The organism is Nicoliella spurrieriana (assembly GCF_023380205.1).
In the GTDB taxonomy this organism is placed as follows: Bacteria; Bacillota; Bacilli; order Lactobacillales; family Lactobacillaceae; genus Nicoliella; species Nicoliella spurrieriana.
The window spans coordinates 41,552-55,379 of sequence record NZ_CP093360.1 but is presented as its reverse complement, the minus strand read 5'-3'; the positions used below and the strand labels follow the sequence as shown (position 1 = coordinate 55,379).

Annotated in this window: 13 protein-coding genes; 10 read left to right on the top strand and 3 right to left on the bottom strand. The window is 37.4% G+C overall.

Features of this window, described 5'->3' with window-relative positions:
* Positions 1-52: 52 nt before the first annotated feature.
* Both MOO44_RS00275 and MOO44_RS00270 read right to left on the bottom strand, forming a co-directional pair.
* Complete coding sequence (locus MOO44_RS00275; protein ID WP_260115921.1) at positions 53-727, bottom strand: YoaK family protein; 675 nt, start codon at positions 725-727, stop codon at positions 53-55.
* A gap of 85 nt (positions 728-812) precedes the next feature.
* Positions 813-3,140, bottom strand: coding sequence for an MMPL family transporter (locus tag MOO44_RS00270; protein ID WP_260115920.1), 2,328 nt, complete (start codon positions 3,138-3,140; stop codon positions 813-815).
* A gap of 122 nt (positions 3,141-3,262) precedes the next feature.
* Here MOO44_RS00270 and MOO44_RS00265 point away from each other — a divergent pair, with 122 nt between their 5' ends.
* From MOO44_RS00265 to MOO44_RS00250, 4 genes are all read left to right on the top strand, one after another.
* Complete coding sequence (locus MOO44_RS00265) at positions 3,263-3,778, top strand: TetR/AcrR family transcriptional regulator (protein WP_260115919.1); 516 nt, start codon at positions 3,263-3,265, stop codon at positions 3,776-3,778.
* Between the two features lie 88 nt (positions 3,779-3,866).
* Positions 3,867-5,033 carry an aminotransferase class I/II-fold pyridoxal phosphate-dependent enzyme gene (locus tag MOO44_RS00260; RefSeq protein ID WP_260115918.1) on the top strand — a complete coding sequence of 389 codons (1,167 nt, stop codon included), beginning with the start codon at positions 3,867-3,869 and terminating at the stop codon, positions 5,031-5,033.
* Positions 5,034-5,267: 234 nt separating this feature from the next.
* Complete coding sequence (locus MOO44_RS00255) at positions 5,268-6,707, top strand: amino acid ABC transporter substrate-binding protein/permease (RefSeq protein ID WP_260115917.1); 1,440 nt, start codon at positions 5,268-5,270, stop codon at positions 6,705-6,707.
* A complete protein-coding gene (locus MOO44_RS00250) occupies positions 6,704-7,432 on the top strand; it encodes an amino acid ABC transporter ATP-binding protein (protein WP_279306808.1) in 729 nt (242 codons plus the stop codon). The genes MOO44_RS00255 and MOO44_RS00250 overlap by 4 nt, the downstream gene beginning before the upstream one ends.
* A 79-nt stretch (positions 7,433-7,511) precedes the next feature.
* On the opposite strand, the gene MOO44_RS00245 is transcribed toward MOO44_RS00250, so the two are convergent.
* On the bottom strand, positions 7,512-7,913 hold the full coding sequence (locus MOO44_RS00245; protein WP_260115916.1) for a MerR family transcriptional regulator: 402 nt from the start codon (positions 7,911-7,913) through the stop codon (positions 7,512-7,514).
* Between the two features lie 355 nt (positions 7,914-8,268).
* Here MOO44_RS00245 and MOO44_RS00240 point away from each other — a divergent pair, with 355 nt between their 5' ends.
* The 6 genes from MOO44_RS00240 to MOO44_RS00215 all read left to right on the top strand — a co-directional run bounded on the left by MOO44_RS00240 (position 8,269) and on the right by MOO44_RS00215 (position 13,737).
* Positions 8,269-8,556 carry an MFS transporter gene (locus MOO44_RS00240; RefSeq protein ID WP_260115915.1) on the top strand — a complete coding sequence of 96 codons (288 nt, stop codon included), beginning with the start codon at positions 8,269-8,271 and terminating at the stop codon, positions 8,554-8,556.
* A 58-nt stretch (positions 8,557-8,614) separates the two neighbouring features.
* Positions 8,615-8,902 (top strand): putative quinol monooxygenase, encoded by a 288-nt coding sequence (locus tag MOO44_RS00235; RefSeq protein WP_260115914.1) that lies wholly within the window; start codon positions 8,615-8,617, stop codon positions 8,900-8,902.
* An 87-nt stretch (positions 8,903-8,989) separates the two neighbouring features.
* Positions 8,990-10,294, top strand: coding sequence for a Y-family DNA polymerase (locus MOO44_RS00230; RefSeq protein ID WP_260115913.1), 1,305 nt, complete (start codon positions 8,990-8,992; stop codon positions 10,292-10,294).
* Between the two features lie 9 nt (positions 10,295-10,303).
* A complete protein-coding gene (locus MOO44_RS00225; protein WP_260115912.1) occupies positions 10,304-10,684 on the top strand; it encodes an adenine nucleotide alpha hydrolase family protein in 381 nt (126 codons plus the stop codon).
* Between the two features lie 659 nt (positions 10,685-11,343).
* Complete coding sequence (locus MOO44_RS00220) at positions 11,344-11,568, top strand: transcriptional regulator (protein ID WP_260115911.1); 225 nt, start codon at positions 11,344-11,346, stop codon at positions 11,566-11,568.
* A gap of 60 nt (positions 11,569-11,628) precedes the next feature.
* Positions 11,629-13,737 carry an AAA family ATPase gene (locus tag MOO44_RS00215; RefSeq protein ID WP_260115910.1) on the top strand — a complete coding sequence of 703 codons (2,109 nt, stop codon included), beginning with the start codon at positions 11,629-11,631 and terminating at the stop codon, positions 13,735-13,737.
* Positions 13,738-13,828 lie beyond the last annotated feature (91 nt).

Here is a 13,828-nt window from a genome sequence, read left to right as displayed (position 1 = left end):
ATGTCAAACCCTATTTTCCATAAAATTACGAACTTTATTTTGCAGTGATGGTTTAATTGTTATTCTGACGGTCATTATCTTGGGTCCATTGAACAATGAATAAAATTAAAATTAATGGAATTGCCGTGATTAAAATGGCAAATTCATCTGTAAAACTAGTCGTAATTCCCATAATAATGGCTCCACAAATAAAACTGCTAATGATGATGATCGTATCAACTAAAATGCGTTTAGCATCTTGGTCGTGATCAAAAATGGTCAGGTATAAATTATTAGAAACCTTACTTAGGTTTCCAGTCATCATGAGTGGATTGAATGCCCGCCCCCGCATTAATTTAAATTCCTGGAGATGGGCAGCAGCTGATAAATCGAGGATTCCGATTGTCACTAAATCAGGGACCCAGGGGGCCGTGATTCCTGCAATGATCAGTAATATTAATTCATACTTAATGACTAATTTTTTACGATTAGTGGCTGAAAGTGAACGCCGTTGGATAATCTTAATGATGATCACGCCAATTGCAAATATCAAAATAGAAAAGCAAGAACGGAGGACATAAATAAAGTTAAAACGACTTAGATTAATACTCATTAAAATAATGTTTCCGGTTTGTAATCCGGCAAAAACACCACCATGTTCAATATAGGTATATGCATCAGTGCTACCACTAATTACAGCAAGGAGTGCTGCTACTAATGGCATTTCAAAATGATTTTGAATCTTCATTTGGGGTTAATTCCTTTTTGATACTACTTTACCATAAAAAAAGACCCGTTGGTTTTCCAACGGATCTTTTTTATGAAAATTGAACTTATTTTTGTTTTCTTCCTGGGAAGAACCAATTAGCCTTCCCTAGGATTTTGATCATGGATGGGACAAGGATTAATCGAACTAGGAATGCATCAAAGAAGATTCCAAATGCTAATGATAATCCTAATGACTTAATGGTGGGGTTAGTGGATAGTGCAAAGCTACCGAACACAGCAATCATAATCAACGCTGCGGTGATGATTACAGGACCACTACTCTTAATCCCGACTGCGACTGAATGCGAATTATCGCCGGTTTTTAAATATTCTTCGCGAATTCTAGAAACCATGAAGACCTCGTAATCCATTGCGAGACCAAATAGAATCCCGATAAAGATGACCGGTAAGAACGATAGGACTGGAGCGCCCTTGCTAATGCCAAGGAATTCCTTGAACATGCCTTCTTGAATCGTTAGCGTTGTAACTCCAAATGATGCTAGTAATGATAATCCGAAACCAACCATTGCAACTAGTGGAATTAGGAACGATCTGAACATAAACATCAATAAAATGAACGCAAGCAAAATGACAATCCCAGCAAAGACGGGGGTAGCACCATTTAACTTGTTGGTTGTATCGATATTAACGGCGTTTGTACCAGTTAAGATGATATTAGTGCCATAGTTCTTTTTAATCGTTTTAGCATAATCATTAATTTTTTTAGTTAACTGTTCAGTTTGAACGGCTTCAGTTCCCTTTTTAGGAATCAATACAAACATTGCGTACTTGTGATTACTGCTAATTTGAGCAGGAATGGGTGAAATTGCCCGCTGCTGTGCTTGGGCCTGGGCTTGCTTTTGCGCTTGGGCAGCGTATTGCTTAGTAAGCAGCTGTTGTTTTTGGGTGTTAGTAGCCAGCGTTGGATCCTTTTGAATAGCAGCTTTAACTTGGGCTTGAACCTGACTAGTAACTTGTGCTTTGACCTTATTTTGATAAGCGGGGGTCTTCATCTCAGCGATTGCCTTTTGATTAGCAACCGGAACAATCATCTTAGTTCCGCGCATTTCCTTAACCCGGTTGGTAATTTGCTTTAAGGTCTTTTCTTGAGCTGCTTTAGATTGATTTTGGTTTAGTTCAACGACACCGATTAGTGGGGCGTTGATGCCTTCACCAAATTTATCTGAAATCATGTCGTATGCTTGTCGCTGGGTATTATCCTTAGGTAGTGATCCGTTATATGGCATCCCTAAACGCATGTTTTTAGCTGGGATGGCCACTGCGATTAAAATGACTAAACTAACCAAAGTGGTGATGATTGGATACTTAGTAATGGACTTAGTGAACCAGCCTGGATGATCAGCGCTTTGTTCGGGGTCATTTTGGTCCGCTTTAATAAATTTGCTTGCTAATGAAATGACCGCTGGCAATAGGGTGACTGCGGATAAAATAGCAAAGACCACCGCAATTGCTGAAGCGACGCCCATTTGAGTTAGGAAATCCATCCCGATAACACTCAAACCTAATAGGGCAACGACAACCGTTACTCCAGCAAATAGCACCGAGCTACCGGCTGTAGCTAGGGCGTTTCCTAGTGCTTGTTGCGGAGAATGATTCCGTAATTCTCCCCGATAGCGATTAACGATAAAGAGCGCATAGTCGATTCCAACTGCCAAGCTAAGCATGGTGGCTAACGTTTGAGCGACACTAACGATGGTTACAAAATTACTGCCGATCGTTACAATCAAAACACCGGAGATTAATCCAACGATGGCGGTAATAATTGGTAACCCGGCCGTTACGAATGATCTAAATAGAATCAGTAGCAAGATAAATGCAATTACGATCCCGATGATTTCGGACGTCCCGCCTAGTTCGGTGGGGGTAATCTGGACTGATCCGTCGTATGCAATTTTAGTTTGGGGATGGTGTTTGATGGAATTAAATTGTTTTTCAACGTTCTTGATCTGAGACTGTGAAACTAATCTAGCATCTTTTTTAAATGTAATGCTGATGTAAGTAGTGGATTTATCCTTACTGATCGTTTGATTAGTGTATGGATCAGCTACGCTTTTAATACCAGACTGGTTGCGGATATTTTTTAAAGCGCGTTGAATTTTAGTTTTAATATCCTTTTGGTTAACCCCATTTGATTGGTCGCTTTGAATAACGACCTTCATGGTTCCAGCATTAACGTTTTGTTTAAATTCTTTTTTCAAAGTAGATTGGATCTCAGTAGATGGAAGGCCCTTGATTGTAAAATTTTGGTTAAAATTAGACCCTAATTTACCAACTCCAGCAATAAATATGACCAGGACGACTAGCCATGCTAACAATGATTTGAATTTATTCTGGTATGACCACTGGCCCCACCGATTAAGCATATTAGACATTTTTCTCAACTTCTTTCTTAACATGTTTATAAGCAATTATAAATTACTAAAGATTGGTGTAGAATGGATAATATAGTGATAGTGCACAAAAAGTAGTCAAAAGGAGGAAAGTATACAAAATAATGACTGATTTTAGAAGACAACGAACTGACTTAATTGTTTTTCAGGCGCTTAGAAACTTATTAAAGACCGAGTTATTTTCAGATATTACAGTCAACCAAATTGCGCAAAAGGCATTGATTCATCGCAATACGTTTTACCATCATTTTGATGATAAATATAATTTATTACATCGGTTCATTATTTATTCCTTGAACGAAGCTAGTAATGATGTTGACGTTTCAATGTTTAGTAAGCATCCCTTTATTGTCATTAGGGGCTTATATGATACTTCATATCAGAAAATATTCGATTTTCAAAGTCGTGATGCTGAGTTTTCAAAGGTGTTTGCAGATTGTTTTTTTGAATTATTCGTTCAAGATATGCAGGATGCTGATAATATTTGGGCCATGGGTAAAATTTCATCGATTTTAACTTGGAACCGCTTTAACGGGAATCCGTATGATATGTTTAACGACTACCTAGTGTTGGATCAAATATTTACTACTAAGCAATTTCCAATGTTAGATGATAATTAATCATCTAACATGGTTTTAATTTGAAAATATTAAATTTTAATGCTAGAATAATTAAAATTATATTAAATGTATTTTCGGGGGTAATTAAATGGATTTAAAGCAATTTGTTAGTAGGGGTGCTGGATCAATTCAACCGGATGCAATTTCAACATTCAACAATCAAGTAGCTGGAATTGAAGGGTTAATTCCATTAACGCTTGGTGAACCAGATTTTAGTACACCTGAACACGTCAAAGAAGCTGCAATTCAAGCGATTGAACAGAACCAAAGCCACTATACTAATCCACAGGGGCTGCCTGCATTAAGACGGGCAGCTGCAGACTATGTCCATGATAAGTACGGACTTAATTATGATCCGGACAGTGAGGTCCTAGCTACCGCTGGAGTTAGTGAGGCAATGCTATGTACCTTTTTAGCAATTTTGAACCCGGGTGATGAAGTCATTATTCCAACGCCTGCATTCCCCGTCTATGAATCAGTAGTAAAGGTTCCTGGTGGCCGTCCCGTATTTATTGATACTTCTAATGATGGCTTCAAATTAACCCCGGAAAAGCTAAAGCAAACTTTGGCTACCCACGATAAGGCAAAGGCGATTATTTTGAATTACCCTAGTAACCCAACTGGGGTAACGTATGATCAAGATGAGTTAACCGCATTAGCGGATGTGATCAAGGCCTACGATGTGGTGGTAATTAGTGATGAGATTTATAGTGAACTAACTTACGATCATGCGCATTTTTCATTTGCTAGGTTACTTCCTGATCAAACCATTACTTTTAATGGATTATCGAAATCCCACGCAATGACTGGATGGCGAATCGGAATCGTGTTTGCTAAGCCAACGCTTTTATCTGAAATTTTTAAAATGCATATGTTTGCTAGTTTTAGTCTCACCGCTAATGCGCAATACGCAGCCATCGAGGCTTTTAATAACGGACGGAATGATGCTGAGCCAATGAAGCAAGTCTATATTCAGCGTCGCGACCTTGTAATGAAGGGCTTAAAGGCAGCTGGATTGACTAGTTCACATCCTGAAGGAGCCTTTTATATCTTTGCATCGGTTCCAAAATCGTTTAACGGTGATAGCATGAAGTTTGGGTTAGCCTTAGCCAAGGAAGCACGTGTTGGAGTAGTTCCAGGAGTTGGGTTTGGTCCTGGTGGTGAAGGCAGCTTTAGATTAAGTTATGCTGCTAGTACCGAAGATTTAACTGAAGCGGTAAAACGAATTCAAGATTTTGTTAAGAAACACGAGTAAACGTTAAGCAACTAATTAGCGCTATGCTAGTTGGCTGCTTTTTGATTATTAAAAAAATTAGTTCTGAGTTAAAATGCTATTAAATCAAGATTGAAAGCGATTTATTTACTAATTTGAACGAAGCTGGTGTGATGTTATGTTACATCAATCGTATACAAATCTTAAAAAGTCTGCTAAGATATAATATATAAATTAAAAATATGTAACTTTAGTTACATAAAGGGGATTATCAGCATGAAAAAATTCAGGTTACTCTTTAATGCAATGTTAATAGCCTTTGTTTCGCTATTAATTGGGGTCGGGGTCGCAAACCCAGTTGCCCATGCAGAGAAGACATATCAAATCGGGACCGATGTTACGTTTCCACCATTCGAATTTGCGAATGATCAAAACAAGTATGTCGGAATTGATATTGATTTGATGAAGGCAATTGCTAAGAATCAAGGATTTAAGGTTAACATTAAGCCAATTGGGTTTAATGCAGCTGTCCAAGCGACTCAGTCTGGGCAAATTGATGGTGTGATTGCTGGGATGAACATTACTCCAGAACGGGCCCAAACGTTTGATTTTTCCAAACCTTATTACAAGTCTGGAGTCGTAATGGCGGTTAAGCAGGGCGGCAGTATTAAGAACCTAAGCCAATTACGTGGTAAGAAGGTTGCCGTTAAGACTGGGACTTCTGGAGCTGCTTATGCGAATAGCTTAAAGAAAAAGTACGGCTTTAAGGTAATTACCTTTGATGATTCTAATAATATGTACCAAGATGTTTTAACTGGAAATTCAGCAGCTTGTTTCGAAGATGAACCAGTTATGAAGTACAGTATCAAGCAGGGAACTAAACTTGCAATCGTTACTAAGCCTGCTGAAAGTGGTTCATATGGATTTGCCGTTGATAAGGGTAAAAACAAGGTATTGCTCGCTAAGTTCAATAAGGGACTAGCTAACTTACAAAAGAACGGTGAGTACAAGAAGATTGTGGATCACTACCTTGAAAGTAAGGGCACTAATGCTAATTCTAGTGATCACTCATTCATTGGAATCTTAAAGCAAAATAAGGGCTTCCTATGGAGTGGGTTTAAACAAACACTGTGGTTAAGTATCGTTTCCATCATCTTTGCAACCCTATTTGGAGTGGTTGTAGGACTCTTGGGAGTGCTACCATATAAGTTCTTCCAGGGACTATCAAGTACCTTGATCTACATTTTCCGTGGATTACCATTGCTGGTCTTAGCGTTATTTATCTATACTGGGATTCCTACGTTGACTGGGACTAAGATTCCTGCCTTTATTGCCGGGGTTGTCACCTTGATGTTCAATGAAGGGGCCTACATTGCTGCCTTTGTTCGTGGTGGAATTAACTCCGTTGATAGTGGACAAATGGAAGCTGCTCGTAGTTTAGGGTTACCATTCTCGAAATCGATGTTTAAGGTCATCCTACCACAGGGAATTAAGTTAATTATTCCATCATTTATTAACCAATTTATTATCACCCTAAAGGATACTTCCATCTTATCGATTATTGGGATTCTAGAATTGACCCAAACTGGTAAAATCATTATTGCAAGAAACTTGGAAGGATTTAAGGTCTGGACAATTATTGCTTTGATTTACTTGATCGTGATCACGTTATTGACCTGGTTATCAAATTGGGGCGAAAGGAGAACTAGATTATGATTATGGTAGATGTTAAGGACTTGGTAAAGAGTTACGGTAGTAACCACGTTTTAAAGGGTGTTAACTTTCAAGTTGAAAAGAATGAAGTGGTTGTTATTATTGGACCATCTGGTTCTGGGAAGAGTACGCTATTAAGAACGCTTAACAAACTAGAGGAACCAACTTCTGGTTCTGTCGTGATTGATGGTAAGGACATTTCAGATCCGAAGACTGATATGAATAAGGTTCGTGAAAATATCGGAATGGTGTTTCAACACTTTAACCTATTTAATAACTTATCAGTGGGGCAAAACATTATGTTGGCACCGGTAGAATTAAAGCGTGAAAATAAGGAAGAGGCTGCTGATCAAGCTAAACGCCTATTAGATGTAGTTAACCTTTCACAAAAATTTGATGCTAAGGTGCAATCCTTATCCGGTGGGCAAAAACAACGGGTTGCGATTGCACGAGCATTGGCAATGAAACCGGATATCATGTTATTTGATGAACCAACTAGTGCGTTGGATCCTGAAATGGTTGGTGATGTGCTTCAGGTAATGAAGCAACTAGCTAAAGAAGGAATGACAATGGTCGTAGTTACTCATGAAATGGGATTCGCTCGTGAAGTTGCTGATCGGGTAGTGTTTGTCGATGATGGTAAGATTTTGGAATCAGGCACTCCTGATGATATCTTTAACCATCCTAAAAATGCTCGACTAAGATCATTCTTAGAAAAAGTCCTTTAATTCTGTTTAAATTAAAAAGTCCAAAGTGGTAATGTTAAGTTGCCGCTTTGGATTTTTTAATGTGAATAATTGATGCTAATTAATCTTTTTTGCGCTGCTGTTTTAATTCACTAAGTTCATGTTCTGATGTCATCATGTGATCAGCAAAGTGTTCAATTTTATAATTGAGATGGTTAATTGCTATTTGAATATCATCACGTTTATTAGTCATAATTGTTCGTTGCTGTTTAAGTAATTCTAATTGTTCATTTTGACTATTCGGGACCTTATCAAATAGGTAAATGTATTTTTTTAGCGCCGCAATTTCCATTCCGGCAGCACGCATCGTCTTTGCAAAATTGATTCTTCTGATCAAATGTTCATCAAAATTGCGAACGCCGACGTTATTCCGTTCTAATGGTGGAATGATGTGTTCTTTTTCGTAATATCTAATCGTTGATGCTGGTACCTTGGTAATTTCACTAACTTGTTTAATATTCATATAGTTCACCCCTTTCACATTATTAACTATACACTTTAAAGTTGACTTGAACGCAACCTTCATTCTTGCTTGCCTTAAAGTTCAATTTAAGGAATAGAATTAATTATCAAATCCATTGAGTGGTGAAGTGAATAGAAAGCAAGAATCGTTTTAGAATGATCCTGTCCATTATTTTAATCAATTACTTTATCATTTTATTAGATAATTCGGTCGTATTCACCAGTACCGTGGAAATTGCTTTAGACTTAGGGATGGATTCGCATATGGTTGCTTGGATTACTAATATCTATGCGTTAATGTTTGGTAGTTTACTTTTATTAGGTGGCCGATTGGGCGATTCTTCTACATTAGAGTGATGATTTCTGATTTCTTTTTAGTTCCACAAGCAATGCAACACTACTATGGTTTTACACCATTAATGGCTGCAATTGGTTTTATGCCAGAGACAATTCCTCAATTTATATTTGGGTATGTTCAATCGAAATTAATTAACCACTTTGCCAATGCGACCCTGCTATTAATTGGGACTGTGATTACTTTTGGCGGGGTACTATTAGTTTATCATCAGCAAATGACTTGGATGAGTATTTTAATTGGAATCCCATTGACAATGGCACTAAACATTAACATATTTAATCATTAATGATTTTAAATTGGTTGTGATAAAATTAAGTTATCTTATAAAAAAGGGAGATTATATGATGATAGTTGTAAACGTTAGAATTACGATTGATCCTAATAAGCGGGATGAGTATCTTAAATTTATTGGTGATTTGGTTGAAAAATCACTAATGGACGATGGTAATTTAGCTTATGGTCATTATCAAGATGTTAACAATGAAAATCAATATTTAATTTTGGAGCATTGGGATAGTCAAGCGGACTTAGATGCTCACTTACAAACTGCCCATCTGATTAACTTTAAGGAACACATTGGTGATTACACCACCCAGGAACCAGAATTGCTATTTATGAATTCTAAAAAATAATTTTAGGGCCATCATTTGAAAAAATGGTGGCCTTTTAATTTAAATTGCAATTCAGAACGTTTGTTCGTATAATAATAAGGAGGAGGGATGGACTTGGACTATAGTAAGGAGCCGCATGGCGTTTTTATGGTGGTGGATAATAAATCATTCTATGCAAGTGTTGAAAGTGTTAAGTTGGGGTTAAATCCAATGAAGTCCATTTTAGTGGTACTATCTGAAAATGATAACACTAACGGTGGCTTGATTTTAGCGACTTCACCAATGGCTAAGAAAAGATATCACTTAAAAAATGTTGATCGTAAACGAGATCTTCCCCATGATGATCAAATGATTATTGTCCCACCGAGGATGAACCTATACATTGAAAAAAATATCGCTGTTAACAACATCTTTAAGCAGTTTGCGGCTGAAGCCGATGTCTATCCATATTCGATTGACGAATCCATTATTGATATGAGTAAATCATGGAAACTGTTTGGTAAAACACATCAAGAAGTGGCCCGTAATATTCAATTAGCGGTGAAAAGAGAGCTGGGGCTTTATACTACTGTTGGGATTGGTGAAAATCCACTGCAGGCAAAGCTAGCACTAGACATTCTAGCTAAGCATGATCATGATATGATTGGTGAATTAACCTACGAAAGCTTTGGACAGCATATTTGGCCCATTAGGGACTTATCATCGATCTGGAGTATTGGTAACCGGACTGCAAAGCATTTAAATGAGCTGGGGATTGATTCCATTGGCGACCTAGCACACACTGATCCATATTATCTGCAGCAAGAATTTGGCATCATTGGTGGGCAGTTATTTGCATTAGCGAACGGCATTGATCGTGCGCAGTTAGATCAGCCAGTTAAGGCGAAGTCTAAAAGCGTCGGTAATTCACAGGTGTTAGCTCACGATTACCATCATTCTGATGAAATTAAAGTGTTAATCAGAGAAATTGGTGAACAAGTAGCTGCTAGATTACGGCATCAGCATAAGCAAGCGACGATCGTTTCATTGCACGTTGGGTTTAGCTTTGCAGCTCAGGCCGATGGATTAGGAGATGGCTTTGCTCATTCTAAACGGATTGATCGCAGTGATAATTCGACCGAACTAATTCAATATTTAATTGCGATGTTTGATAAGTATTGGCACGGTGAAAGCGTTCGCAACGTTGCTGTTAGCTACGGTGGACTAATTGATGGACAGGGAGAGCAAATTGATTTATTTAAACCGGTTGATACTCAATTGAAACATCAAAAGTTGGACCGGTTAGTTGATGAAATTCGTGATAAATTTGGGGTTAATGCGATTATGCATCCATATAATTTAAAGGCGGGTGCTACTAGGCAAAAACGAAGTAAATTAGTTGGTGGGCATAACGGCGGAAACTCATTTAAGTAGTGGAGGCATATGATGATTAAACACCCGGTAGATGATAAGACGGCGCAATGGTTTATCGATCATGATTTTCATGACCGTGGAATGATGAAGTGGCATGGCTTTATGCTAAGTGATCACAAGGCATCTTTTGAAAGTCAGCGCCACTTAGTTGCGATGACCCCACTTCCTCAGCAATCAACACAGTTAATCAAGGACTTAATTGCTCAATTAATATCGAAGCACCAAGGTGCCATCATTCAGGTTAATTATTTAAATAATAATCAGCCCGTTGAGTTAAGAGGGCTAATCAAGGGAGTTCAATCAGGAGAGCTCTTTATTAAGACTCGAAATGGAATTGAATCATTTGAATTAGATGCGATCCGGAATATTCGAATAGCTTCAAATGAGTGATAATGGAAATAGCTTGGTTTACAATTAAAGTTACCATTGGGGGTGGTACTTATGAAAAAATATGGATTGATGATTTTAACTGTAATTTCGCCGATTATATCAATTTTATTGCTGTTCACTGCACGGGTTTGTTATAAGAATTATCACTATCTAATCCACTTATACCCTGGCGATTTAGCTTCAGATCGATTAGGGACACCGTCTGGTGAAATGCTTAGAATGTGGATATCCCTTGTTTGCGCTTTAATCCTATTGATTGTATTTATATTTTTATTAATCAGATTTATTAAGGCCGATTATCATCGCAATTAGAATTCTCATTTGAGGGTTCTTTTTTATTTTGGAATAACGATGCTTTATATTTGTGTTATACCAAAAAGTGATATAGTTAAACATGTAATTTAAATATAAGCGTTTGTTGATAAACAATTCGCTTAATTTATAATTATATTTTTAATAATCTAAAATGCTTTATATTTGTACTATACCAAAAAAGTGATATAATAGAAAATGTAATCAAGATATGAATGATTGAATAAAATGACAATATAAAACGATCAATACATTTATATTATGATTATCTTTTAAATGATTACTTATTTTACACTTGTGTTATGTTGTGAAAGTGTTATGGTAGAAGCAAATCGAGGCGAATGATTATGGAAATAAAAATCAAAGAATATCTTAGTGATAATCAACTCTCTATTTATAGGGTTGCCAAAGCTTCTGGTTACGGATATACGACGTTACATAAGTCGTTTAATAAGCATCAGTCTAGTTCCACTTCAATTAATATTCGAGACTTGCAAGCGCTCGCTAGTGCTCAACATCAAAAGATGTGGCAAGTCCTTAAGGAATTAGAGGAACATTATTTAGATGATTGAATTATCATTAAGTACAAATTAAAAATTAAAATTAATTTATAAAGAAATGAGGAATTATTTATGGCTAGATTTTCTAACGATCCATTTGGAAACAATGATTTTGACGACATTTTTAATCAATTTTTTAACAATCATAATAGCGGGGATGTTCAACGGCGCTATTCAGTCAACGGACAGGAATTAACCCCTGAACAATTTGCTCAATTACAACAAAATGGGCAATTAGGTGGTCAATCACAAGCAGGCCAGACCCCTAAGGATGCTAAGGGAAGCATCTTGGACAAATTAGGTCGTAACCTTACCCAAGAAGCTCGTGATAAGAAGCTTGACCCAGTAATTGGTCGGGAAAAGGAGATTCAAGAAACTGCTGAAGTCCTTTCACGTAGAATTAAAAACAACCCCGTTTTAGTTGGAGATGCTGGGGTTGGTAAAACGGCTGTCGTTGAAGGATTAGCTCAATCAATTGTTAAGGGCGATGTTCCAGCTGCGATTAAGAACAAGGAAATTATTAGTATTGATATTTCTGGACTTGAAGCTGGAACTCAATATCGTGGTAGCTTTGAACAAAACATTCAAAATTTAATTAAAGAAGTTAAATCCCGTGGAAACGTTATTTTGTTCTTTGATGAAATTCATCAAATTTTAGGGGCCGGAAATACTGGTGATGAAAGTGGTTCTAAGGGATTAGCTGATATTATTAAGCCAGATTTATCACGTGGTGAAATTTCAATTATCGGAGCTACGACTCAGGATGAATACAGAAATACAATTATGAAGGATTCAGCTTTAGCACGGCGGTTCAATGAAGTGCAAGTTAAGGCTCCTTCAGATGAAACTACCTTCAGAATTTTGGAAGGGGTACGTCCACTATATGAAAAGCATCACAACGTTGAATTGCCAGATAAGGTATTAAAGGCTGCGATTGATTTTTCAGATCAATATATTCCACAAAGACACCTTCCTGATAAGGCAATTGATTTGGTAGATATGACTGCTGCTCATTTAGCTGCTCAGCATCCAGTAGTCGATCAAAAGCAAATTGAAGCAGATATTAAGAGTGAAACTGATGCTAAACAAGCTGCTGCTGATAAGGAAAATTATGAAGAAGCTTTAAAGCACCAAAATAAAATCGAATCGCTTCGTGAACAACTAGATAACAGTAGTGACGAAAAGAAGGTTACTGCGACCGTTGATGATGTTGCTAAATCAGTTGAACGTTTGACTGGGATTCCAGTTTCTAAGATGGGTTCTAGTGATATTGAACGACTAAAGGGAATGGATTCCAGATTACGTGGCAAGGTCATTGGTCAAGACGAAGCGGTCGAAGATGTTGCCCGTGCAATTCGTCGGAACCGGGCTGGTTTTGATGACGGTAACCGTCCAATTGGAAGTTTCCTATTTGTTGGGCCCACCGGAGTTGGTAAAACTGAATTAGCAAAGCAATTAGCATTGGACATGTTTGGCAACAAGAGTGCAATTGTTAGATTGGATATGTCAGAATACTCTGATGCGACTGCCGTTTCCAAGTTAATTGGTGCTAGCGCTGGTTATGTTGGTTATAATGATACTAACAATACCTTGACTGAAAAAGTACGGAGAAACCCATACTCAATCGTATTGTTAGATGAAATTGAAAAGGCTAATCCGCAAGTGTTGACCCTGTTACTACAGGTATTGGATGACGGTCGTTTAACTGATGCACAGGGGAATACCGTTAACTTCAAGAATACCGTGATTATTGCTACTTCTAATGCTGGGTTTGGGAATGAACAACTTAGTGGTGATAAGAAGCAAGATGATGACATTCTTAAGAAACTTGCACCATACTTTAGACCTGAATTCCTGAACCGGTTTAATGCGATTGTTGAATTCTCACACTTAACAAAGGAAGACTTAAAGCAGATTGTTAACTTGATGTTAGTTGATGTTAATAAGACCCTAGCTAAGAAGGGAATGGATGTCCACGTTACCGAAGCTGCCAAGGATTTATTAATTGACCAGGGTTACGATGAAGCCATGGGTGCACGGCCACTTCGTCGGGTGGTTGAACAACAAGTTAGAGATAATATTACTGACTTCTATCTTGATCATATCGATGTTAAACACCTACTTGCCTCAGTTAAGGATGGTAAGCTAGTAATTAGTGAACGGAAAGATGATGATAAATAATCATTAAGCATTCATTTTAAAAGCACAGAATTGAATATTCTGTGCTTTTTTTGTGGTTAACGATTATAATTAAAATTAAAACTAATTAAGT